Raw genomic sequence first — 22,254 nt, forward strand, 5'->3', positions numbered from 1 at the left:
AAGAACTTCACACCGGTCGGAACGGCGATGAGGAACGTCATGAAGGAGAAGAACGGCAGCAGTACGCCGCCCGTGACGTACATGTGGTGCGCCCACACCGTGACCGAAAGGCCGGCGATCGAAATCGTCGCCGCGATCAGACCGAAGTAACCGAACATCGGCTTCCGGGAGAACACCGGAATGACCTCGGAAATGATGCCGAAGAACGGCAGCGCGATGATGTACACCTCTGGATGCCCGAAGAACCAGAAGAGGTGCTGCCAGAGCAATGCGCCGCCATTTGCGGCATCGAATACATGGGCACCGAATTTGCGGTCCGCCTCCAGGGCGAACAGCGCGGCGGCCAGGACCGGGAAGGCCAGCAGGACCAGCACACCGGTCAGCAGCACGTTCCAGGTGAAGATCGGCATCCGGAACATCGTCATGCCAGGCGCACGCATGCAGATGATCGTCGTGATGAAGTTGACCGAACCGAGGATCGTGCCGAAGCCGGAGAAGGCCAGACCCATGATCCACATGTCGGCGCCGACGCCCGGCGAGCGGACCGCGTCCGACAGCGGGGAGTAGGCGAACCAGCCGAAGTCGGCGGCACCCTGCGGGGTGAGGAAGCCGGCCACCGCGATCAGCGAGCCGAAGAGGTACAGCCAGTAGGCGAACATGTTCAGCCGCGGGAACGCCACGTCGGGCGCGCCGATCTGCAGCGGCATGATCCAGTTCGCGAAACCGGCGAACAGCGGCGTCGCGAACATCAGCAGCATGATCGTGCCGTGCATCGTGAACGCCTGGTTGAACTGCTCGTTCGACATGATCTGCGTGCCGGGGCGGGCCAGCTCGGCGCGCATGAGCAGCGCCATCAGGCCGCCGACGCAGAAGAACGCGAACGACGTGACCAGGTACATCGTGCCGATGGTCTTGTGGTCAGTGGTCGTCAGCCACTTCACGGCAGCGATACCGGGTTGCTTCTTGCGTACGGGCGGTGCAGCCGGAGCCGTATCGGCGGCGGCACCCTGAGGTTCGTTGAGGATGCTCACTGGTTCTTCGTCTCCGCATTCCTGGCGTGATCCGTCTGCTTGATGCCCGACGGCAGGTATCCGGTCTGGCCCTTCTTCGCCAGGTCCTTCAGGTGCGCCCGGTACCGCTCAGGGGACACGACCTTGACGTTGAAGAGCATCCGGGAGTGGTCGACACCGCAGAGTTCGGCGCACTTGCCCATGAAGGTGCCCTCCTTGTTGGGGGTCACCTCGAAGACGTTGGTGTGGCCCGGGATGACGTCCTGCTTCATCAGGAACGGCACCACCCAGAAGGAGTGGATGACGTCGCGGGAGGTCAGCACGAACTGAACCGTCTCGCCCTTCGGCAGCCACAGGGTCGGGCCGGGGTTGCCGGTCTGCGGGTTCCGCTCGCCCGGGGTACCCGTGTCGTAGACACCGTCGGCACCGGCCGGCGCGGTCTTCTTCCACTTGTCCGGGATCGCGGAGAGCGCGCTGGAGTTGATGTTGGTGGTCGACTTGTTGCCGTCGACGTCCTCCATGTAGTTGAACGCCCAGCTCCACTGGAAGCCCACCACGTTGATCACGTGGTCCGGCTTCTTGGAGGTCTTCAGGAGCGCGCTCTCATCACGCGCGGTGAAGTAGAACAGCACCGCGATGATGATGAAGGGGACGATCGTGTACAACGCCTCGATCGGCATGTTGTACCGGGTCTGCGCGGGGACCTCCACCTTGGTCCTGCTGCGGCGGTGGAAGATCACGCTCCAGATGATCAGGCCCCACACCAGCACGCCCGTTGCGAGGGCGGCGGCCCAGGAGCCCTGCCAAAGAGAGAGGATCCGCGGCGCCTCGTCGGTGACGGGCGTTGGCATGCCGAGGCGGGGGAAGTCCTTGTATGTGCAACCTGTCGCGGTCGCCAGGACCAGGCCCGCAGCAAGCACCTGCGGCAGCTTCCGCCGCATCGGGCGCCGCGACGAGCGGTCGGAGCCGTTGGGACTCACGTAGCGCCTTCCCGAGAGTCTCGCCCGAGCGGTCGGCTGCGGCCTTACTCGCTGGTCGGTCGCCGCCCTGCGTCGGGCAGGGGTTTGGATGTTTATGCGGACCAAACCCTACTGGACGCTATTTGGGGTCGCGCGGGGAGGGTGCCCAACGCGCCGCGCGGCACCCCTAAGGGGTGGCCGGGCCCCTCCTGGACCGCCTTCCGGACACCCGATTACCCGCTCCCACCTGGCATCTGACGGCCTGCCCGGCCCCGGGGTCCGGGCGGGTGGAACGGACCACTCCGGCGGAGGCACCGCCTGCCGCCGCCCGGGGGACTAACGTCGGGTACGTGCCCTACTTCGACGCCGCGTCCGCCGCTCCCCTCCATCCCGTCGCCCGTGAGGCGCTGCTCGCCTCGCTCGACGAGGGCTGGGCCGACCCGGCCCGGCTCTACCGCGAGGGCCGGCGCGGCCGGCTGCTGCTGGACGCCGCGCGGGAGGCCGCGGCCGAGGCCGTCGGCTGCCGCCCGGACGAACTGGTTTTCACCCCTTCGGGTACCCAGGCGGTGCACGCCGGAGTGGCCGGTGCGCTGGCCGGCCGGCGCCGGGCCGGCCGCCGGCTGCTGCACTCCGCGGTCGAGCACTCCTCGGTCCTGCACGCCGCCGAGGCCCATGCCGCGGCCGGCGGCACCCTCGCGGAGCTGGCCGTGGACCGTACCGGCCGGGTGGCCGCCGGGGACGTCGCGGCCGCGCTCACCCCGGACACCGCGCTGGTCGCCCTCCAGTCCGCCAACCACGAGGTGGGCACCGAGCAGCCGGTCGAGGAGGTGGCCGAGCTGTGCCAGGAGGCCGGGGTGCCGCTGCTGGTGGACGCCGCGCAGTCGCTGGCCTGGGGGCCGGTGTCCGGCGCCTGGTCGCTGCTGACGGCCAGCGCCCACAAGTGGGGCGGTCCGCCCGGCGTCGGGCTGCTCGCGGTCCGCAAGGGGACCCGGTTCGCGCCCCAGGGGCCGCGGGACGAGCGGGAGTCCGGCCGGAGCGCCGGTTTCGAGAACATCCCGGCGGTGGTCGCGGCCGCGGCGGCCCTGCGCGCGCTGCGGTCCGGGCCGGGGACCGACACCGAGGCGGCCCGGCTGCGGGCACTGGTGGACCGGATCCGCACCCGGGTGCCGGAGCTGATCCCGGACGTGGAAGTGGTCGGCGATCCGGTGCACCGCCTCCCCCACCTCGTCACCTTCTCCTGTCTCTACGTCGACGGGGAGACCCTGCTGCACGAGCTCGACCGGGCCGGATTTTCCGTCTCGTCCGGATCGTCCTGTACGTCCAGCACCCTGACGCCCAGCCATGTGCTGCGCGCGATGGGGGTGCTGTCCGAGGGCAACGTCCGCATCTCGCTGCCGTACGGCACGGCCGAGCAGGACGTGGAGCGGTTCCTGGAGGTGCTGCCGGGGGTCGTCCGGTCGGTGCGGGAGCGGCTGGGGGTGGCGGCTGCGGAGCCGGCGGCCGGAGCGCCGGAGCCTGCACCGGCCGTCGCGGGGCAGCCGGACGAGCCGGAGGAGCCCGCCGCGGCCGCGGAGGAGCCGGAAGGTGTCGTCGTCGATGCGCTCGGGCGGCGCTGCCCCATCCCGGTCATCGAACTGGCGAAGGCGATCGGGCAGGTGCCGGTCGGCGGGACGGTGACGGTGCTCTCCGACGACGAGGCCGCCCGGCAGGACATCCCGGCCTGGTGCGGCATGCGCGACCAGGAGTACGGGGGAGAGCGGGCAGCCGAGCGCGGCGTCGCGTACGTGGTGCGGCGCCGCGTCTGACGTGCGGAACGGGCCGGGCACAGCGGCCCGGCCCGGGTTTCGGCCGGGTCAGGCGGCCAGGTGCTCCTGGACCTCGGCCGCGGCCTCGTGGCCGTACGCCTTGGTGAAGCGGTCCATGAAGTGGCTGCGGTGCAGCTCGTACTCCTGGGTGCCGACGGTCTCGATGACCAGGGTGGCGAGCATGCAGCCGATCTGGGCGGCGCGCTCCAGGCTGACGCCCCAGGCCAGGCCGGACAGGAAGCCGGCGCGGAAGGCGTCGCCGACGCCGGTGGGGTCGGCCTTGGTCTTCTCCTCGGGGACGCCGACCTCGATGGCGGGCTCGCCGACCCGCTCGATGCGGACGCCGTTGGAGCCGAGGGTGGTGACCCGGGTGCCGACCTTGGCCAGGATCTCGTCGGAGGTCCAGCCGGTCTTGGACTCGATCAGGCCCTTCTCGTACTCGTTGGAGAAGAGGTAGGCCGCGCCCTCCATCAGGGTGCGGATGCCCTCGCCGTCCATCCGGGCGATCTGCTGGGAGAAGTCCGCGGCGAAGGGGATACCTCGGCTGCGGCACTCCTCGGTGTGCCGGATCATCGCCTCCGGGTCGTCCGCGCCGATCAGGACCAGGTCCAGTCCGCCGACCCGTTCGGCCACGTGCTGCAGCTCGATCAGCCGGGCCTCGCTCATCGCACCGGTGTAGAAGGAGCCGATCTGGTTGTGGTCGGCGTCGGTGGTGCACACGAAGCGGGCGGTGTGCAGGACCTCGGAGATGCGGACCGAGCGGGTGTCCACGTTGTGCCGGTCGAGCCAGGCGCGGTACTCCTCGAAGTCCGTGCCCGCGGCGCCGACCAGGATCGGCCGGATGCCGAGCTGGCCCATGCCGAAGCAGATGTTGGGGGCGACGCCGCCCCGGCGGACGTCGAGCTGGTCGACCAGGAAGGAGAGGGAGACCGTATGCAGCTGGTCGGCCACGAGCTGGTCGGCGAAGCGGCCGGGGAAGGTCATCAGGTGGTCGGTGGCGATGGAGCCGGTGACTGCGATACGCACGACGGGTCTGCTCCTGTGGGACGGCGTGAGGGGCGGCGGACGGGGGAAACGGTACCGGTCGGAGGGTGCGCCGGCCGGTGATCCGGAAGAGCTGGCAGCCGGTGGCCGCGCAAACCCTCCCATAGTAGATCCGCCCGGCCGGGCCGCCGGCCGCGGGCGTCGGGGAACCGGATCCGGCCCGGGTCCGTCCCACCGGCGTCCCCCACTCCAGGCGGACAGGCAGGTCAGAAGTTCAGCGGAGCTGAAGGAGCGATGCGGTGAACGCCGAGGACACCCCTGACACCACCCACCCCAAGGAGCGCACGCGGCGCACCCGGCTCGTGGTCGCCTCGATGGCCGCCGCGGTGCTGCTGGCCGGGGGCGGCGCGGCGTACTGGGCCTCGTCCGCGTCCGGCGGCGACGGCTCCGGTCCGGGCTCCGGGCACGGCAGTCCTCCGCCGCTGGCGCTCGACGGCTATTCGGGCGGGTCCATAGCGGCCGGGGAGCCCAACCCGCAGGGGGCGAAGTACCGGGCCGTGGCGAAGCTGCCGGGCGGGCCGGGGTCCGCCCCGGTGTACCGCCCGAAGGGCGAGATCAGCCGGGAGTCGGTGGAACGGCTGGCGAAGGCGCTCGATGTGGCCGGAAAGGTCCGGTCGGAGGGCACCACCTGGAAGGTCGGCGAGGTCACCCCGGACGCCCGGGGACCGATCCTCCAGGTGACCAAGACCGGCTCGGGCGCCTGGACGTTCTCCCAGTACGGCACGCCGGGCGGCACCAACTGCGCGCTGCCCTCCTCCCCCAAGGGCAAGACCGGCCAGGAGCGGCCGGGTGGCGGCGGGCCGTCGAGCCGGCCGGGCTGCCCCTCGTACCGCGGTGGCGGGGACATCGCGACCCAGGACGACGGCAGCGGCGAGGGCGCGGTGTCGCCGGAGAAGGCGAAGCAGGCGGTGCGGCCGGTGCTGAAGGCGCTCGGCCAGGAGGACGCCGCGGTCGATGCGAGCGGGCTGTCCGGCGCGGTGCGGATCGTCACCGCGAACCCGGTGCTCGGCGGTCTGCCGACGTACGGCTGGCAGAGCGATCTGCAGGTCGGCTCGGACGGTCAAGTGGTCGGCGGCAGCGGCCAGTTGGCGAAGCCGGTCAAGGGTGCGGTGTACCCGGTGCTGAGTGCGGACAAGACGCTTGAGCGGCTGAACTCGGGCGACGGCCGCAAGCCCGCCCCCTGCCCCTCGACGCCCGGCCGCAAGGGCGGCCCGGACGGCAAGGACGACCAGATCGCGCCCTGCGAGCCGGCGCCCACCAAGGGCCAGCAGCCGGCCGAGGTGACCGGTGCGGTCTTCGGGCTCGCGGTGCAGTACGTGGACGGCGGTCAGGCGCTGGTGCCGTCGTGGCTGTTCAAGGTGCGCCAGCCGGGCACCGGCAACGGTCCGGACGCGACCACGACGACGGTGACGCACCCCGCGGTGGACCCGAAGTACGTGGCCCACAAGGAGCCCACCTCGAAGCCGCCGTCCGGGAAGCCGGGCGTGATGGCGCTGGAGTCGTACGACGTCGGGGACGGCGGCCGGAAGCTGACCGTGCACTTCTGGGGCGGCGTGTGCAGCGTCTACTCGGTGAGCGTCGAGGAGTCGGCCACCGCCGTGAAGACCAAGGTCGTCGGCCGGGACAAGAAGCCGGGGCAGATCTGCGTGAAGATCGCCCGGGAGTTCACCAAGACCGTGGAGCTGAAGAAGCCGCTGGACGGCCGGAAGGTGATCGACGTGTCGACCGGTGAGTCCGTGCCGAAGCGGTGACGGCCGGGCCGGGCGGGTCTGCGCCCGGCAGCGCGAAGGCGGCGCCCCCTGGAGGGGACGCCGCCTTCGCGCGTTGCTGCCCGGCGCTCCCCGGCGGGAGCGGACTCCTTTAGCTGAAGGAGTCGCCGCAGGCGCAGGAGCCCGTGGCGTTCGGGTTGTCGATCGTGAAGCCCTGCTTCTCGATGGTGTCGACGAAGTCGATGGAGGCACCGCCGAGGTACGGGGCGCTCATCCGGTCCGTGACGACCTTGACGCCGTCGAACTCCTTCACGACGTCGCCGTCGAGCGAACGCTCGTCGAAGAAGAGCTGGTAGCGCAGACCGGAGCAGCCACCGGGCTGAACGGCCACCCGCAGCGCGAGGTCGTCCCGGCCCTCCTGCTCCAGCAGGCTCTTGACCTTCGACGCGGCCGCGTCGGACAGGATGATGCCGTCGCTGACGGTGGTCTTCTCGTCCTGCACGCTCATCTACATCTCTCCCGGGTTGTACGGACCGCTTGTCATCGGATGCCACAAGCTGCAACCGGCGACGCCCCGGAATTCATTCCGGCTGGGCGTTATCTCTTCTCATGCTCGCACACCGGCCGCCGGGAACCGGTGGCCGACGGCACACGGCGGGGTGCTGATGCGTCACATCGACACTATGGCCATCGTCAAAGTGACGTGAAGCAGCTATGATAGATAGCGTCAAATAGACGAAAAGGCATGCACCCGCAGAAAGGCGCGTGCCTCAGAGTTGTCTGCAGAGAAGAGAGGGTGCGTGTCGTGACCACCGCCCAGCCCCTGGACGTCCAGCCGACCCCGCTCGCGCTGCTCCTGCTCGGCCGCGAGGCCGACCCGAAGAGCGAGCGCGGCGTGGAGTGCCCCGGTGATCTGCCGGCCCCGTCGGACCCCGACCTCGTCGAGCGCGCCCGTGCGGCCAAGGCGAAGCTCGGGGACAAGGTCTTCGTCCTGGGGCACCACTACCAGCGCGACGAGGTCATCGAGTTCGCCGATGTGACCGGCGACTCCTTCAAGCTCGCGCGGGACGCCGCCGCCCGGCCGGACGCCGAGTACATCGTCTTCTGCGGTGTGCACTTCATGGCCGAGTCGGCCGACATCCTCACCGGTGACGACCAGCAGGTCATCCTCCCCGACCTGGCCGCGGGCTGCTCGATGGCCGACATGGCGACCGCCGAGCAGGTCGCCGAGTGCTGGGACGTGCTCACCGAGGCCGGCATCGCCGAGCAGGTCGTGCCGGTCTCGTACATGAACTCCTCCGCGGACATCAAGGCGTTCACCGGCAAGCACGGCGGCACGATCTGCACCTCCTCCAACGCCAAGCGGGCGCTGGACTGGGCCTTCGAGCAGGGAGAGCCCGGTTCAACAAAGGTGCTCTTCCTGCCCGACCAGCACCTGGGCCGGAACACCGCGGTCCGGGACATGGGCATGTCCCTGGACGACTGCGTGGTCTACAACCCGCACAAGCCGAACGGCGGCCTGACCGTCGAGCAGCTGCGGGACGCGAAGATGATCCTGTGGCGCGGCCACTGCTCGGTGCACGGCCGGTTCTCGCTCGACTCGGTCAACGACGTGCGCGAGCGCATCCCCGGCGTGAACGTGCTGGTCCACCCCGAGTGCAAGCACGAGGTCGTGGCGGCGGCGGACTACGTCGGCTCGACGGAGTACATCATCAAGGCGCTGGAGGCCGCCCCGCGCGGTTCGAAGTGGGCCATCGGTACGGAGCTGAACCTGGTCCGCCGCCTGGCGAACCGTTTCGCCTCCGAGGACAAGGAGATCGTCTTCCTCGACAAGACGGTCTGCTTCTGCTCGACGATGAACCGCATCGACCTCCCCCACCTGGTGTGGGCCCTGGAGTCGCTGGCGGCCGGCAAGGTCGTCAACCGCATCCAGGTCGACAAGGAGACCGAGAGCTTCGCGAAGCTGGCGCTGGAGCGGATGCTGGCGCTTCCGTAGCGGCGGCGGGCCGGGGCCGGGCGTGCGCCCGGCCCCCCTCGGCTACTCCAGGGACCACTTGACCTTGTCGGTGTCCTTGATCGCGGTGGCGCAGGGACCGGTCGTGATCTTGGTGTCGTTCACGTACGCGGTCCACTTCTTCCCGTTGGCGGCGTCCCCGTGGATGTTGTCGACGACGAAGTCCTTCGCGGTGGCGTCCCAGTGCGCCACCAGGCCGAAGTGGTACTCGTCCTCGGCGTCGACCAGCGCGGTGAACGGCGTGGGGGCGTCGCCGGCCGCCGCGCAGGGGTGGCCGTAGACGGTGCGCCCGGTCGTCCAGATGATGCCGAGACTGGCGGTGAAGAGCCCGCCGGTGATCGCCACCCGTACGCCGGCGAGCGGCCCGGCCGCCGGGCGGGCCGCGGCGGCGGGCGTGGTGACGGGCACGGCGACGGCGGGCGGGGCGACCGCGGGCCCCAGCGCGAAGGCGAGCGCACAGGCGAGCCCGGCGGCGGGCAGGACGGCGGCCTTGCCGGTCGGTGCGGAGAGCACGGGCAACCTGCCTTTCGCGTTCTGACGTCGCTTTGTCGTCTTTTCATACCAGCACTCACGGCTACATTCCCATCACCCCCCGCATTCCGCGAGCCGGTCGCCCCGGCTTACGGCGATCCGGATGACGTCCCGCAGCGCCAGCCGCAGCACCCGCGATTCCGCGGTGGGCTCGTCGAGCAGCAACTCGGCCGCGGCGAGCATCTGCTCCTCGATGTCGTCGGCCAGCATCGGCATCCGGGTCTCCGGGCCGTCCGTGCGCAGGTAGCGGGGCCGACCGTCCGGCCCCGTCCACGGCAACAGCCGCCACGGCGAACCATCGAACATATGACCTACTTTCGCTGAGCTGGTCGGCTGATTACGGTGTGCATTGCCATCGTTGCCGTGTGGGACCTGGTCTCAACAGGGGCCTGACATCCCGCTGTTGAGCTGGGACGATCGGAAGGCACCCCGTGAAATTCATGCCGAAGGAACTGACTCCGTACCTGTCCGCCCGGCACTACTTCGGGTCGGAGCAGCGTCGCCACCGCGAGCTGGCGAGACTGTCGCTGGTGCAGCTGGCGGACATCGTCAACTTCAGCAAGAGCGCGCTGGCGCGGGTGGAGACGGCGGAGCTGATGCCCGCACCGGAGCTGCGAATGCGCTCGATGCGGCCTTCGGCACCGAGCAGTACTTCCACGGCCTGTACCAACTGGCCAAGAGGGAGGCGCATCCGGACCAGTACCGGCGGTTCATGGACTTCGAGTCCCGCGCGGAGGTCATCGAGGTCTACGAGCCGCAAGTGGTCCCCGGCCTGCTGCAGACCAGGGAATACGCCCGGGCGTGCCTGGGCTGCCAGACGGACCTGTCCGCGGAGCAGCTCGAAGAGCGTGTCAACGCCCGGATCTCCCGCCAGGATCGGCTGGGGCTCCGACTCGGCTCCCCACCGGTGGGCCATCATCGACGAGGCCGTGCTCCGGCGGCGGGTGGGAAGCAGCGAGTGCACCCGTAAACAGCTGGCTCGGCTACTCGAACAGGTGGATACTCCGGACAGTAAGGTGCAGGTGATGCCGTTCAACGCGGGCCCGCACCCGCTGATGGGCGGCGCACTCAATCTGCTGACGCTTCCGGACGGCTCCGCCGTGGCCTACGAAGAGGGCATCGAGACCGCGCATCTCCACGAGGCCCCGGAAGCCGTGAAGAAGTGGCGGCGCAAGTACGAGGTGCTGCGCGCGAACGCCCTCTCGCTGGCGGAGTCGGCGGAGCTGATCCGAGAGGCAATGGAGGACCACAAAGCATGCGACACACCCCCGAGTTGAGCGCAGCTCGCTGGCGTAAGAGCAGCTACAGCAACACCAACGGCGGGAGCTGCGTCGAGATCGCCGACAACATCCCCGGCATCATCCCCGTCCGGGACAGCAAGAACCCCGGCGGCCCCGCCATATGCGTCGGCGAGGCCGCTTGGGCCGTGTTCGTCGGGATGGTCAAGGACGGGCCGTCCCTGGGCGGTTAGTGGGACGGGACGGGCGCGAGGTCGATGGGCTGGCCGGGCCGCAGGCCGGCCAGCCGTAGGTTTTCCTCCACCGTCGGGCTGACGGTGTCGAATTGCGACGGCTCCAACTCGAAGGTGGGGCTGGCGTACAGGCCGCGCGCGGCCAGTTTCGGGTCGGGGTGCGGGTTGCGGTAGAGCTGCTCGGAGCGGTCGCGGAGTTCCAGCATGGTGGGGATCGCGAGGGCCATCGCGCGCGGGGTGCCGTTGAACGCCGTGTGGAGGTAGCGCAGCAGCGCCGCGTAGCGGGTGTTGAACGCGACCGCCTGCTCGTGGACGGCGCTGGTCGCGGCGTACTTCCGGTAGTCGGCGATCTTGGAGTCGCCGTGGATGGGGTACGCGTCACCCCAGGTCACGTCGATCAGGGGGCCGCTGGGCGGGTCGGCGGGGGTGTCGTGGGGGCCGTAACTGCGGCCCGTGTAGATCTCGTTGAAGCGGAAGTAGTGGGCCGGCTGCCGCTGTTCGCCGAAGATCAGGTCGTCGCTGTCCCAGATCGTGCCGTCGGTGCCCTCGCCCTGGTCGCTGATCACCCGGATCGCCAACTGTGCGGATTTCAGGTCGTGGACGGCGAAGACCTCGCCACCGGAGTTGTAGAAGTCCTCCGGGCCGACCTGGCGGGCGGGGGCGCCGGTGAAGACCGCCGCCTCGCCCTGTTCCTCCACCAGCTTCTCCAGGCCCTGGCGGATGCAGTCGTAGAACTGGCCGATGGACGTCCAGCCGTCGCCGGGCTTGGGTTTGGGGGCCAGCTTGCGGGGGGTTTCGATGGTGAGGAAGGTCTGCAGCGCTGCGGGTGAGAAGTGCTGGAGGCCGATGAGGGGCAGTTGGTCGCTGCTGAACGGCAGTTTGGCGGGGTACTTCGCGACGAACCGGGAGTGGCCGACGTCCGGGGTGCCGCCGACCGCGTTGAGGAGGTTCGCGGCGAGCGTCATGTGGAGCATTTCCTCCAGCAGGACGCTGCGGAGGGTGAAGTGGGCGGGGCGGTTGGTGCCGGCGAAGATCGAGTACATGCCGGTCATGTAGACGGGGACGGTGAGGTGTTCCACCTCCAGGGCCGCCTGGAGGTAGCGGCGCAGGGCGGGGAGGTCCTGGGGGATGCCGAACCCCTGGGCGTCCAGGGCGAGTGCGGTGATCACGCGGTCACCTTCCCCTTCTCCGAGGTCTCCGACCCCGGGTTCGCCGACTCCGGGTTCGCCGATCCCGGGTTCGCCGATCCCGGGTTCGTCGATCCCGGTTTTCCCCACTCGCCCGCGGTCCGGACGGTCACCGGGCGGTGGGCGGCCGCGAGGTCGCGGTGGATCCGGGCGGCGCTGCGCAGGGCCAGCGCCAGCATCGTGAGCGTGGGGTTGCTGGTGCCGAGCGACGGCATGCTGCCGCAGCCGATGGCGTAGAGGTTGGGGTGGTCGTGGGTGCGCTGGTCGGCGTTGACCACGGACGTCGTGGGGTCGCTGCCCATGACGTGGGTGCCGGCTCCGTGGCCGGCGCCGCTGTAGGCGAGGTCCAGGGTCTGCCCGTCGACGGTGTGGACGAAGTGGCCGAGCGGCGGGACGCCGTCGTGCGGGGCGTGGTCGGTGTAGTCGGTGGCGCCGAGCCGCGCGAAGATCTTCCGGGCGACGAGGCGGGCGGCGAACAGGCCGGTGCGGACGTGCTCGTCGAGGTCGTAGGTGAGGATCGGCCGGGGGTTGCCCATCGCGTCGCGGTGGCGGGCGGGGTCGATGGTGACGCGATTGCCGGGGTCGGCGGACTGCTCGACGGCGATCTGGAGTTGGAGCTGGCGGCCGATGGAGCTGCCGAGCAGGCGGCGCAGTTCGGGGCCGAAGACGCCGTCCGGCCGGACGTCGCCGTCCTTGTCGCCGCCGATGCCCAGCGCGGTGGCGACGTTGCTCATGGGGGCGCCGGTGGCCCAGCCCCAGCCCCAGTTGCCGATCTCGATGCGGAACGGGGCGCGGGCGCGGCGCCCGGGGCCGCCGCGGAAGACCTCCCAGCCGGAGGTGTGGCCGGGGCCGCGGAACGGTCCGACCGGCCCGCCGGCCTCGGGGGCGAGCGCCCAGTTGAGGATCGTGGGGTGGTCCATGAGGTTGCGGCCGACCTGCCCGCTGGTGTTGGCGAGACCGGAGAACAGCAGCAGCCGGGCGTTCTCGACGGCGTGCGCGGCGAGCACCACCACATCCGCCTCGGCCAGGTAGGACCGGCTGACCGGGGAGGCGGGGTCGGTGTAGGTGCGGTACTCCACGCCGGTCACGGTGCCGGCCGAGGTGGCCCGGACGCGGGTGACCACGCACCGGGTGGCGAGGGTGACGGACGGCGGCCAGGCGGCCTGGAGGCGCAGCGGATGGGACTTGGCCTGGACGGGGCAGATCGGGACGCAGCTGGCGTTGCCCACGCAGCGCTCGCCGTAGTTGGGCAGTCCGACGGCGCCCTCGATGCGGTACGGGGCCCGGTGGGCGGGGTTGGGCGTGGAGTTGCGGGCCTGGGGCAGGCCGAACATCCGCAGGGTGTACGGGAGGCGAGCCACCGTGTCGTCGATGACCGCGTCCCCGAGCCGATGGTCGCAGTACTGGTCGATATAACTCTGCGGGATGTGGTGCATCGGGTACTCGTAGCCGGAGTCGGTGACCACCCCTAGTTCCTTCTGCTCCCGGGCGTGGCCGGCGACGCCCAGTTCCCCCTCGGCCTCGGCGTACCAGGGCTGGAGGTCCTCGGCGGTGAGCGGCCAGTCCAGGCCGTAGGAGTAGGTGCTGCGGGTGGCGAAGTCGTCGGGGAGCATCCGGGGGACGGCGCCGAGCCAGTGCATGCCGGCGCCGCCCAGTTCGCGCAAGTAGTCGGTGCCGTAAGGGAGTTGGCCGTTCTGGACGAAGTATCCGCGGGCGGTGAACTCGGGCTCGTCGGCCTGCGGATTGCGCACCGGGGCGAGGTCGAGGACGTCCGGGGAGGGGGCGGCCCTGTTGGGGCGGTAGGCGGAGTTGGGGACCTTGGCCACGGCCGAGTAGAAGGTGGACAGCGAGTCCAGGTAGCCGGGCCAGGTCTCGGTGCCGCCGTTGCCGGCCTCCAGGACGAGGATCCGCCAGCCCTGGGCGCCCAGGCGCTTGGCGACGGCGGAGCCGGCCCAGCCGGCGCCGACGATGATCGCGTCGTAGCGGCGGCGGGCGGCGCCCTCCGCGGGGACGGTCTCGGTCATGGCGTGCTCTCCTCGGGGGTGGCGGGGGCCTCCGGGGTGGTGGGGGCGGCCGCGGTGGGGACGGCGGACGGCGGGACGTCGCGACTGAGGCGCCGGCCGGGGAGCAGGTGGGCGGGGATGCTCTCCGGGGGGACCTCGTCGGTCAGGCCGGTGCGGCAGGGGACGTCCGCGAGGCCGAGGCGGTCCCGGAGCTCCGCGACGCCGGGCGGGTCGGGCGGCCGGACCGCCCAGGTGCCGAAGCCCGGTGGTTTGGCGCCCGCGGGGTGGCCGTGGAAGGTGCGCCAGACCAGGCCCTCCACGTAGGCGCTGGGGGCCGGGACGAACTCGGTGTTGGCGCTCTCCCGGCGGAGGTCGGCGTGCGCGGCCGGGGCGAGGCGGGGCCAGGCGCCGGTGTACCAGAGGTAGATCAGGGCCCGGGCCACCTCGCGGTGGGTGGGGCTGAGCGCCTCCGGGCCGTGGCCTTCCGCGAGGGCGCGTTTCCAGGCGGCCCAGAACGCGGTGAAGCGGTCCGTGCCGACCTGGCGGCGGGCGGTGTCGAGGTAGAGCCGGGCCGCGCCGGTGGCGTACAGATCGAACGCGGCGAAGCCGGTGAGCGGGACGCAGTGGGTGACGAAGTCGGTGAGTTCGTCGGAGAGTTGGGCGGGTCGACGGCCCGGGGGCTCTTCGGGCGGATCGTGCGGCGCGTCGTCGGGGAGTTCGTGCGGCCCGTTGCCGGCCGGTGATGCGGGGACGGTCATCGTTCTCCTCCCGGAGCGGCATATGCGGCACATGCCGGGGCCATGCTTCTCAACACCCAGCCGCACATGCGGACATGACGGCATAAACCACTGAAAGGCGTATGACGGAAGGTCAGTTGAGCCCGGAGGAGCCACCGGCGTGCGGCGCGGGGCGCACTGGCGGGCAGGGAGGCGGCCCGGCAACTCGCACCGATTGCTGGTGATTGCGCCTCTTCGCCACCCTCGTCCCACTAAGCTCAACGGCATGGAGGACGGCATGCGCATCGGCTTACTCTCCTTCGGCCCGGAGGAGTTCGCCACGCTGCACGAGACCTGCGTCGAAGCGGGACACACCCCCCTCGTCTACGCCTACTCCCGCTCCCTGCGGCCCAGGACGGCCACGGACGACGATGCGGCTCGTGCCGCGGGCCGGATCACCGCCGCGCTGCCCGAGGGGATCGACCTGCTGCTGCCGGGAAGCTCCGAGGGCCTGGGGGCCGCCCTGCGCGGATACCACCTCGACCTCGTCGTCTGCTACGGATTCTCGTGGCGGCTGCCTCCCTCCGTGCTGAGCGTCCCGCGCTACGGAGTGATCAACGTCCACTGTTCGCTGCTGCCCAAGTACCGGGGGCCGGCGCCGGTGTTATGGGCCATCCGCAACGGCGATGCCGAGCTGGGCGTGACCGTCCACCGCATGAACGAGGAGTTCGACGCCGGCCCCATCCTGGCGCAGCAAGCCGGTGTCCCGCTGCCGGACGATGTCACCCCCGGCCGGCTGTGGAGCGGTCTCGCCCCGGCGTTGCGTGCGGTGCTCCGTCGTGCGTTGCACCGGGTGCGGGACCCGGAGGCCGGTGAGCCCCAGACCACGGCCGGCGTCAGCTATGCCGGTCTGATGGAGCCCGAGTTCTTCCGGCTCGACACCACGAAGCCGGCGAGCGAGATCCATCATCAGGTGCGGACATGTCGCTTCATGGGGCCTCAGGCGGCCCCGGTGGCCGTCGTCGACGGCAGCCGCCGAAGGATCCTGCGCACCAGTCTCACGCCTGCCGACGGCTGGCGCCTCGATTGCGGCGACGGTTCACTGTGGATCACCGCCTCGGAGCTGATGGAACCCCACGGCCGGGAAGACGGGAACGACTAGCCGCGCTTCAGCAGCTGAGCCAGGCGGCGCGACCGTGCGGCTGCCTGCGGATCGTCGAATGCGCTGAGCAGTTCCCGGGCCTCTTCCCCGGCGGCGCGTGCCTGCTCGCGCTCGCCGAGCGCGTCGAGCGCGTCAGCCAGGTGGTGCAAAGCACATGCGAGCTGCCAACGAGCATCGAGGCCGCGGTGCAGGGCAACGGCCCGCCGGTGCAGCTCCACCACCTCCTCATGTCGTCCCAGCGCCTGGCACGCCCCGCCCGCGCCGTCCTGTGCGAGGGCCTCCCGGGCCCTGTCGCCGAGCCTGCGCTGGATGGCTGCGGACTCCCGGCACAGGCGTAGCGAGACCTCCGGGCGACGGCGCGCCAGTTCGAGCCTTGCCGACTCCATCAGCCAGTGCCCTCGCCACACCTGGTTGTCCTCGGCGCCGGCGATCGCCAGTGCGGCCTCGATGGCCTGCCCGGCCGCCTCCAGGTCGTCCGCACCGCGCCGGGCCCAGCACAGCAGGAACAGCGCGTTGCCCGCACCGCCCCGGTCGCCGAGGCACGGAAGTCCGCCAGCGCGGGTTCGAGGGTCCGCACCGCCTCGTCATACCGGCCGAGTTCGCACAGGGACTCGGCGAGATTGGCTTGGAGCAGGGCCGACCAGCGGCGATCGTTCAGCTCACGGAAGATCGCCCAGCTGTCTTCGAAATACGCACGGGCCTCGTACAGCCGGCGAAGGCGGAGACCGAGCAGCCCCAGCGCGTTGACGGAGACCGCCGCGCCCCGCCGATCACCGAGTTCCCGACGGATGGCCAGCGCGGACCGGTGGCAGTCCCGGGCCTCGTCGAGCCGTAGCGCTTGGAAGGCCGACTTGCCCAGACTTTCCAGCGCTTCGGCCTGTCCGGCGGGCTCTCCCGCACGCACCGCGGCGTCCACGGCGATCCGGGCCGTCACCTCCCAGTCGTCGAAGGCGTTGTGGTGCATGTACACGGCACGGAGCACCACGGCGAGGCGCCATGCCAGGCCCGGAAAGCCTGATGCGGCGGCGACCCGGACCGCCGTGGCGAGATTGCTGCTCTCCGTCCGGTACCACTGGAAGGCCGGCTCGTACCGGTCGAAGCGGAGCGGTGCGTCGGGTGCCGGGAAGCGGTCGTCGAGGTGATAGCGGTCGAACGGTGCGATGACGCTCTGCGCCGCGTCGGCGGCATGGAGGTACCACGTGAGGCAGCGTTCGAGGATGGTCCTCCGCTCGGACGCGCTGTCCACCTTCCGGGCCTGGTCGGCCGCGTAGGCCCGCAGGAGGTCATGGAATTCGTAGCGTCCCGACGGGCGTCGCTCCAGCAAATGGGCGCTCACCAAGGTGTCCAGCCGCGCCCGTGCTTCGGACGGCTCGACGCCCGCCATCCCGGCGACGGCGGGAAGGCCGAACTCGTTTCCGGGGTGGAGGCCGAGGATGCGGAAGAGGCGAGCGGCGGGCGCGGGCAGGGCCCGGTAGGACCACTCGAAAACGCTGCGCATCGCGTCGGGGCCGCCCTTCTCTTCGGCTGTCAGGACATTCCAAAGTGCCGACTCGTCGCGCAGGTCGTCGATCAGCTCGCTCAAGGGCATCGACGGCCAGCTGGCAGCCCGTTCGGCGGCGATCCTCAGAGCCAGCGGCAGCCGTGCGCACAAGCCGGCGAGTTCGGCCAGGTCGGCGCGCCGGTCCCGGCCTCGGTAGTCGGCAGTGGCGGTGCGCAGCAGCGTGATCGCGTCCGCCGCCGGGAAGGTCTCCAGTCGCACGCGTAACGCACCCTGCTGCGCGACCAGCCCGGACAGGTCGTCTCTGCTGGTCACCACGGTCAGGCAGGCTGCGCTCCCGGGGAGCAGCGGGCGCACCTGCCCGCTGTCCACGGCGTTGTCGAGGACGACCAGCATGCGGCGGTCCGCGAGCAACGAGCGGAACATCGACTCCCGGCGCTCCCGTTCCACCGGCACCAGCGCGGCGGGCACACCGAGGTCTTCGAGGAAGCGTCCCAGTACCTCTCGGGCGACACCGGCGAGTCGACGGCGTAGCCACGCAGATTGGCGTACAGCTCGCCGCCCGGGTAGTGCGACCGGATGGTGTGCGCCCAGTGCGGTGCGAGGGAGGTCTTGCCCACCCCGGCAGTTCCGGTGATGACCGCCAGCGGCAGCACGGCGGGGGTGCTGCGACCGTCCGCGACGAGCCGGCCCAGGCGGCTCAGCTCGCGCGAGCGGTTGACGAAGTGCCGTGTGGCGCCCAGGAGTTGGTGGGGCACTATGACCGGGGCGTCGGGGACGTGCTGATGGAGGTGGACCCCGCCATGGACGTCCCGCGCCTGGACGACGCCGTGCGCCGAGGCCGAACCCTCGAACCTGTTGGAGTGCGCGGCAGCGTCACTCATACCGACGTGCGGCACGGGGGCGGCAGTGGGGCCACGTGGTCGCCGAACCAGTCCTCCAAGGGTTCGCCCACCTCGTAGAGGCCCTGGATGAACTTTTGGCAGTGCGCAATGAGCTCGGTGTCGACGAATTTGCGGGCGGACTCCAGAATTCCCTGGTCGTCGTAGACCGCCTGATACATCACGTGTGATCCGAGGGTGTAGATCTCCGGAAGCGGAGCGTCCGACTCGAATTGCGAGACCTGGTCAGCTCTGACGATACGCGTCGGGCCACCGCACTGACTGCGGATACGCAAAGCGTGAAGTTCCCACTGCAAATAGTCGCTCAGGGGCTCTTCGACCACTCTCACCCGGCGGGCGACGAAACCGTGCCGCTCCACCTTGCGGTGGTAGCCGTCCATCTCGGCCCGGCCCGCTTCCAGCAGGCGCAGGGACTCGTTCCAGTCGCCGCGCGCGAACGCCTCCCAGCTGTCATAGCCGGGCTCCTGGAAGGTCTGCTGCCGCTCCAGCTTCCAAAAGCCCAGGTCAGCGCTCTGCCAGAAGTGTTGCTCGAAGTCGGCGTAGTAGGCGTCGAGCGGCATGCGCTCGCCGATCGCTCCTCCGAGCAGACTACTCATCCGGGATGTCCACCTTGGCGGCGACGATGGTCGCCCTGGGAATGATGACCAACCGCTCACCGGGGTCGACACTCACACCGTCGGGCAGCCGTCCCTCATACGAAGTGGTCAGATCGGTCCCGATGACAGCGACGTCGCCGTTGTCCAACTCCCAGATGTCGGGGCAGCTGGAATTTCCGGACGTCTGCCCGAGTTCATGCGACGACTTGCCGAGCCGCCGCATTAAGGACGCCGAGGGTTCGGCCACCCACCTTTTCCCCATCTTGCCTCCCGATGTTGCCACTTGACGGAGTCTCAGGAACCTGAGGCGGCCGAGGATAGCACTCAGGGAATTGAATTGGACACGGTGCGCTACCAGCCGTAGCGCGCGATTGCGCCATACGGGGAGGGCGGCGGACGTACGGAGCCCCCGCGGCCGGGGGGCGGCTGCAGGGGCTCGTTCGGGAGGCCGGGGGCGGTTACACGCCCGCGGGCTCCGGGGTGGGCTCGTTCGCCTCGTCGTGCGCGCCGGCCTTCTTGGCGCGCTTGGCGGCCTTCTTCTTCGCGCGGCGCTCCTTGCGGAGTTCGATCATCGCGTAGAGCGTCGGGACGAGGAGGAGGGTGAGCAGGGTGGAGCTGATCAGACCGCCGATCACGACCACGGCCAGCGGCTGGGAGATGAAGCCGCCGTCGCCGGTGATGGACGCGGCCATCGGCAGCAGCGCCATGATGGTGGCCAGCGCGGTCATCAGGATCGGGCGGAGCCGGTGCCGGCCGCCCTCGACGACCGCCTCGACGACGCCGTAGCCCTGGGCCCGGTACTGGTTGATCAGGTCGATCAGCACGATGGCGTTGGTGACCACGATGCCGATCAGCATCAGCATGCCGATCATCGCCGGGACGCCCAGCGGGGTGCCGGTGGCGAGGAGCAGGCCGATCGCGCCGGTGGCCGCGAACGGGATGGACACCAGCAGGATCAGCGGCTGGATCAGCGACCGGAAGGTGCCGACCAGCAGCATGAAGACGATGGCGATGGCGGCCAGCATGGCCAGGCCGAGCGAGGAGAACGCGTCGGACTGGTCCTGGGAGACACCGCCGATGGTGGCGGTCGCGCCGTCCGGCAGCTTCAGGCCGTTGATCTTGCTCTGCAGCTCGGCGCTGACCGCGCCGGTGTTGTCACCGGTCGGCTTGGCGGTGATGGTCGCCGAGCGGGCCCCGTCGATCCGGGTCATCTGGACCGGTCCGGGCACGGTCTTGACGGTGGCGAGGGTGCCGAGCGGCGCCGGGCCGGCCGGGGTCGGGATCGCCAGCTTCTTCAACTGCGCCACGGTGGTGGCCGGGTGGGCCGTCTTGATGACGATGTCCCGCTCGGTGTTGTCCAGGACGGCCTGGCCGGTGGTGGTGCCGCGGACCGCCTGGGTGACGGCGCCGCCGAGGGTGGTCTGGTTGTAACCGGCCGCGGCGGCCTTGGCGTTGGGCGTGACGGAGATCCGCGGCACGCTCTGCGCGAGGTCGCTCTGGACGTCGGTGACGTGGTCGAGTCCGGCGACGGCCGTGCGGACCTGCTCGCTGGCCCGCTTCAGCACGTCGGCGTCGCCGGCCTTGACGACCACGCTGAGGTCCTGGCTGCCGAAGCCGCCGCCCGCGGTGATGGTGGTGTCGCCGATGGCCGGGCCGAGCTTGTCGAGCTCCGCGCGCAGATGGTCGGTGACCTTGCCGGAGTCCGCCGAGTTCGTCAGCTTGAGCTGGTAGGACGCCTGGTTGGCGCCGGTGCCGCCGCCGAAGGCCGCCATGAAGCCGGAGGAGCCGACGGTCACCTGGTAGTCGGCGATGTCGTCGTCGGCCGCGAGCAGCTTCTCGACCTTCTTCGCCTGGGCGTCGGACGCGCCCAGGCTGGTGCCGGGCTTGAGCTCCTGCTTGACGGTCAGGGTGTCCTGGTCGCCCTGGTCGAAGAAGTTGGTCTTCAGCAGCGGGCCCATGGCGAACGTGCCGAGGAGGACGACGACCGCGATGACCAGGCTGGTGACCCGGCGGCGGGTGGCGAAGCGCAGGACCGGGACGTAGAGGCGCTGCAGGGCGCTGCGGGTCTCCTTCTCCTCGGCCTGGCGGCGCAGGTCGTCCGGGCTGGTGCCCTCGGGGATGACCGGGGCGCGCAGGAACCAGTACGACAGGACCGGGACGACCGTGAGGGAGACGATCAGCGAGGAGAGCAGGGCGACGGTGACGGTCAGCGAGAACGAGCCGAACAGCGCGCCGACCATGCCGCCGACCACACCGATCGGGAGGAACACCGCGACGGTGGTGAGGGTCGAGGAGGTGATCGCGCCGGAGACCTCCTTGACCGCGGAGAGGATGGCCTCGCGGCGCTCCTCTCCGTAGCCCAGGTGCCGCTTGATGTTCTCCAGGACGACGATGGAGTCGTCGACGACCCGGCCGATCGCGATGGTGAGCGCGCCGAGGGTGAGCATGTTCAGGGACAGGTCACCGGTCCACAGCACGATCAGGGTGATGACGACCGAGAGCGGGATGGACACCGCGGTGACCAGCGTCGAGCGCAGGCTGAGCAGGAAGACCAGGATGACGATGACGGCCATGGCGAGGCCGAGCATGCCCTCGGTGGTCAGCGACTCGATGGACTTGGAGACCGCCGGGCCCTGGTCGGAGACGACCGTGACGGAGGTGCCCTCGCCGAGCTTCTGATGGATCTTCGGGAGCTCGTCCTTGACCGCGTCGGAGATCGCGACCGCGCTGCCGTCCTGGTCCATCGTCACCATGACGGCGAGGCTGGGCTTGCCGTTGGTGCGGGTGAGGGAGGTCGGCGCGGCCGGCTCCTCCTTGACGGTGGCGACGTCGCCGAGCCGGACCGCCTTGCCCGCGGACGGGCCGCCCGCGGCCCCACCGGCGCCCGCGGCCGGCGGGACGGTCAGGTCCTTGATCTGCGCGACGGAGGTGAAACCAGCGCCGACCTGGACGGTCTTGCTCTTCCCGTCCTCGGCGAACGAACCGGCCGGCACGGACGTGCCGCCGGCCTCCAGTGCCTGGCCGAGCGCCTGCGTGGTCAGCCCGGCGGCGGCGAGCTTCTTGTCGTCGGGGGTGACGGCGACGATCCGGTCCTGGACGCCGCTGACGGTGACCTGGCTGACCCCGTCGATGTTCTTCAGGTCCGGGACGACGCTGCGGTCGAGCTGGTCGGCGAGGGTTTGCTGGTCCTTCTTCGAGGACGCCACGGCGAGGACGACGGTCGGGATGTCGTCCGTCGAGCCGGCCACCACCTGCGGGTCGACGTCCTTGGGCAGCTTGGCCCGGGCCCGGTTGACGGCCTGCTGGACGTCGGCGACCAGCCGCTTGGAGTCGTTGCCGTAGTCGAACTGGGCCATGATGACGCCCGAGCCCTCGCTGGACGTCGAGGTGACGCTCTTGATGCCGTCGACCGCCTGGACACCGTCCTCCAGCGGCTCGATCACCTGCTTCTCGACGACATCGGGCGAGGCGCCCTGGTACGGCGCGAGCACGGAGACCATCGGGAGTTCGATGGAGGGCAGGAGCTGCTGCTTGAGCTGGGGTATCGCGATGGCGCCGAAGGCGATCGCGACGATCGACATCAGCGCTATCAGGCCCCGTTGTACGAGGCTGAGCCGGGACAGCCAGGACATGGGTGGGGTCTCTCT

The 22,254-nt window shown here is 70.5% G+C and carries 19 protein-coding genes and 1 pseudogene; 6 read left to right on the forward strand and 14 right to left on the reverse strand.

All coding sequences use genetic code 11. The features are described from left to right. Nucleotides 1-1,031: cbb3-type cytochrome c oxidase subunit I (locus tag AB0G35_RS21230; RefSeq protein ID WP_360951468.1), on the reverse strand; the 1,031-nt coding region annotated here is incomplete at its 3' end. Next, complete coding sequence (gene coxB / locus AB0G35_RS21235; protein ID WP_360951471.1) at nucleotides 1,028-1,990, reverse strand: cytochrome c oxidase subunit II; 963 nt, start codon at nucleotides 1,988-1,990, stop codon at nucleotides 1,028-1,030. The genes coxB and AB0G35_RS21230, both read right to left, overlap by 4 nt. A gap of 329 nt (nucleotides 1,991-2,319) precedes the next feature. On the opposite strand from coxB, the gene AB0G35_RS21240 reads away from it, so the two are divergent. Next, nucleotides 2,320-3,774 carry an aminotransferase class V-fold PLP-dependent enzyme gene (locus tag AB0G35_RS21240; RefSeq protein WP_360951474.1) on the forward strand — a complete coding sequence of 485 codons (1,455 nt, stop codon included), beginning with the start codon at nucleotides 2,320-2,322 and terminating at the stop codon, nucleotides 3,772-3,774. Between the two features lie 48 nt (nucleotides 3,775-3,822). Here AB0G35_RS21240 and AB0G35_RS21245 read toward each other — a convergent pair whose 3' ends face one another. Beyond that, nucleotides 3,823-4,800 carry a carbohydrate kinase family protein gene (locus tag AB0G35_RS21245; protein ID WP_360951477.1) on the reverse strand — a complete coding sequence of 326 codons (978 nt, stop codon included), beginning with the start codon at nucleotides 4,798-4,800 and terminating at the stop codon, nucleotides 3,823-3,825. A gap of 257 nt (nucleotides 4,801-5,057) precedes the next feature. On the opposite strand from AB0G35_RS21245, the gene AB0G35_RS21250 reads away from it, so the two are divergent. Beyond that, nucleotides 5,058-6,569: a hypothetical protein gene (locus AB0G35_RS21250; RefSeq protein ID WP_360951480.1), complete on the forward strand. Its 1,512-nt coding sequence runs from the start codon at nucleotides 5,058-5,060 to the stop codon at nucleotides 6,567-6,569. 109 nt (nucleotides 6,570-6,678) lie between these two features. Here AB0G35_RS21250 and erpA read toward each other — a convergent pair whose 3' ends face one another. Beyond that, nucleotides 6,679-7,035, reverse strand: a complete 357-nt coding sequence (gene erpA, locus AB0G35_RS21255; protein ID WP_360951483.1) for an iron-sulfur cluster insertion protein ErpA — start codon at nucleotides 7,033-7,035, stop codon at nucleotides 6,679-6,681. 288 nt (nucleotides 7,036-7,323) lie between these two features. Between erpA and nadA the strand changes: the two genes are divergently transcribed. Further along, nucleotides 7,324-8,523, forward strand: coding sequence for a quinolinate synthase NadA (nadA, locus tag AB0G35_RS21260; RefSeq protein WP_201801949.1), 1,200 nt, complete (start codon nucleotides 7,324-7,326; stop codon nucleotides 8,521-8,523). A 42-nt stretch (nucleotides 8,524-8,565) separates the two neighbouring features. Here nadA and AB0G35_RS21265 read toward each other — a convergent pair whose 3' ends face one another. Continuing rightward, nucleotides 8,566-9,054 carry a hypothetical protein gene (locus AB0G35_RS21265; RefSeq protein WP_360951487.1) on the reverse strand — a complete coding sequence of 163 codons (489 nt, stop codon included), beginning with the start codon at nucleotides 9,052-9,054 and terminating at the stop codon, nucleotides 8,566-8,568. A 72-nt stretch (nucleotides 9,055-9,126) separates the two neighbouring features. Beyond that, nucleotides 9,127-9,378, reverse strand: coding sequence for a hypothetical protein (locus AB0G35_RS21270; RefSeq protein WP_360951490.1), 252 nt, complete (start codon nucleotides 9,376-9,378; stop codon nucleotides 9,127-9,129). A gap of 125 nt (nucleotides 9,379-9,503) precedes the next feature. On the opposite strand from AB0G35_RS21270, the pseudogene AB0G35_RS21275 reads away from it, so the two are divergent. Both AB0G35_RS21275 and AB0G35_RS21280 read left to right on the forward strand, forming a co-directional pair. Beyond that, a pseudogene (locus tag AB0G35_RS21275) lies at nucleotides 9,504-10,349 on the forward strand (helix-turn-helix transcriptional regulator). Beyond that, a complete protein-coding gene (locus AB0G35_RS21280) occupies nucleotides 10,328-10,543 on the forward strand; it encodes a DUF397 domain-containing protein (protein ID WP_360951493.1) in 216 nt (71 codons plus the stop codon). The pseudogene AB0G35_RS21275 and the gene AB0G35_RS21280 overlap by 22 nt, the downstream one beginning before the upstream one ends. Here AB0G35_RS21280 and AB0G35_RS21285 read toward each other — a convergent pair. From AB0G35_RS21285 to AB0G35_RS21295, 3 genes are read right to left on the reverse strand one after another with little or no spacing between them, the layout of a single operon-like run. Further along, entirely contained in the window at nucleotides 10,540-11,712 is a 1,173-nt protein-coding gene (locus AB0G35_RS21285; RefSeq protein WP_360951496.1) for a ferritin-like protein, read from the reverse strand. The two genes, AB0G35_RS21280 and AB0G35_RS21285, sit on opposite strands and share 4 nt — an antisense overlap. Further along, nucleotides 11,709-13,754, reverse strand: a complete 2,046-nt coding sequence (locus AB0G35_RS21290; RefSeq protein WP_360951499.1) for a GMC family oxidoreductase — start codon at nucleotides 13,752-13,754, stop codon at nucleotides 11,709-11,711. The genes AB0G35_RS21285 and AB0G35_RS21290 overlap by 4 nt, the downstream gene beginning before the upstream one ends. Continuing rightward, on the reverse strand, nucleotides 13,751-14,491 hold the full coding sequence (locus AB0G35_RS21295) for a hypothetical protein (protein ID WP_360951502.1): 741 nt from the start codon (nucleotides 14,489-14,491) through the stop codon (nucleotides 13,751-13,753). Before AB0G35_RS21295 ends, AB0G35_RS21290 begins: the two co-directional genes overlap by 4 nt. A gap of 256 nt (nucleotides 14,492-14,747) precedes the next feature. Between AB0G35_RS21295 and AB0G35_RS21300 the strand changes: the two genes are divergently transcribed. After that, nucleotides 14,748-15,611 (forward strand): formyltransferase family protein, encoded by an 864-nt coding sequence (locus AB0G35_RS21300; RefSeq protein ID WP_360951505.1) that lies wholly within the window; start codon nucleotides 14,748-14,750, stop codon nucleotides 15,609-15,611. On the opposite strand, the gene AB0G35_RS21305 is transcribed toward AB0G35_RS21300, so the two are convergent. The 5 genes from AB0G35_RS21305 to AB0G35_RS21325 form a co-directional block, all read right to left on the reverse strand. After that, a complete protein-coding gene (locus AB0G35_RS21305; protein ID WP_360951508.1) occupies nucleotides 15,608-15,997 on the reverse strand; it encodes a hypothetical protein in 390 nt (129 codons plus the stop codon). The two genes, AB0G35_RS21300 and AB0G35_RS21305, sit on opposite strands and share 4 nt — an antisense overlap. Continuing rightward, nucleotides 15,997-17,580 (reverse strand): tetratricopeptide repeat protein, encoded by a 1,584-nt coding sequence (locus AB0G35_RS21310; protein WP_360951511.1) that lies wholly within the window; start codon nucleotides 17,578-17,580, stop codon nucleotides 15,997-15,999. Before AB0G35_RS21310 ends, AB0G35_RS21305 begins: the two co-directional genes overlap by 1 nt. A gap of 409 nt (nucleotides 17,581-17,989) precedes the next feature. Then, entirely contained in the window at nucleotides 17,990-18,607 is a 618-nt protein-coding gene (locus AB0G35_RS21315) for a DUF6879 family protein (RefSeq protein WP_360951514.1), read from the reverse strand. Then, nucleotides 18,600-18,869, reverse strand: a complete 270-nt coding sequence (locus AB0G35_RS21320) for a hypothetical protein (protein WP_360951759.1) — start codon at nucleotides 18,867-18,869, stop codon at nucleotides 18,600-18,602. The genes AB0G35_RS21315 and AB0G35_RS21320 overlap by 8 nt, the downstream gene beginning before the upstream one ends. Nucleotides 18,870-19,065: 196 nt before the next feature. After that, on the reverse strand, nucleotides 19,066-22,239 hold the full coding sequence (locus AB0G35_RS21325) for an efflux RND transporter permease subunit (protein WP_360951517.1): 3,174 nt from the start codon (nucleotides 22,237-22,239) through the stop codon (nucleotides 19,066-19,068). Nucleotides 22,240-22,254 lie beyond the last annotated feature (15 nt).

Source organism: Streptomyces sp. NPDC021749, from assembly GCF_040640655.1.
In the GTDB taxonomy this organism is placed as follows: domain Bacteria; phylum Actinomycetota; class Actinomycetes; order Streptomycetales; family Streptomycetaceae; genus Streptomyces.

Bases quoted from the DNA above. Each gene is read 5' to 3' on its own strand.
- AB0G35_RS21295 (WP_360951502.1), bottom strand. From the start codon at position 14,491: ATGACCGTCCCCGCATCACCGGCCGGCAACGGGCCGCACGAACTCCCC.
- AB0G35_RS21325 (WP_360951517.1), bottom strand. From the start codon at position 22,239: ATGTCCTGGCTGTCCCGGCTCAGCCTCGTACAACGGGGCCTGATAGCG.
- AB0G35_RS21290 (WP_360951499.1), bottom strand. From the start codon at position 13,754: ATGACCGAGACCGTCCCCGCGGAGGGCGCCGCCCGCCGCCGCTACGAC.
- AB0G35_RS21320 (WP_360951759.1), bottom strand. From the start codon at position 18,869: ATGGGGAAAAGGTGGGTGGCCGAACCCTCGGCGTCCTTAATGCGGCGG.
- AB0G35_RS21300 (WP_360951505.1), top strand. From the start codon at position 14,748: ATGCGCATCGGCTTACTCTCCTTCGGCCCGGAGGAGTTCGCCACGCTG.
- AB0G35_RS21280 (WP_360951493.1), top strand. From the start codon at position 10,328: ATGCGACACACCCCCGAGTTGAGCGCAGCTCGCTGGCGTAAGAGCAGC.
- AB0G35_RS21305 (WP_360951508.1), bottom strand. From the start codon at position 15,997: ATGGAGTCGGCAAGGCTCGAACTGGCGCGCCGTCGCCCGGAGGTCTCG.
- AB0G35_RS21315 (WP_360951514.1), bottom strand. From the start codon at position 18,607: ATGAGTAGTCTGCTCGGAGGAGCGATCGGCGAGCGCATGCCGCTCGAC.
- AB0G35_RS21270 (WP_360951490.1), bottom strand. From the start codon at position 9,378: ATGTTCGATGGTTCGCCGTGGCGGCTGTTGCCGTGGACGGGGCCGGAC.
- erpA (WP_360951483.1), bottom strand. From the start codon at position 7,035: ATGAGCGTGCAGGACGAGAAGACCACCGTCAGCGACGGCATCATCCTG.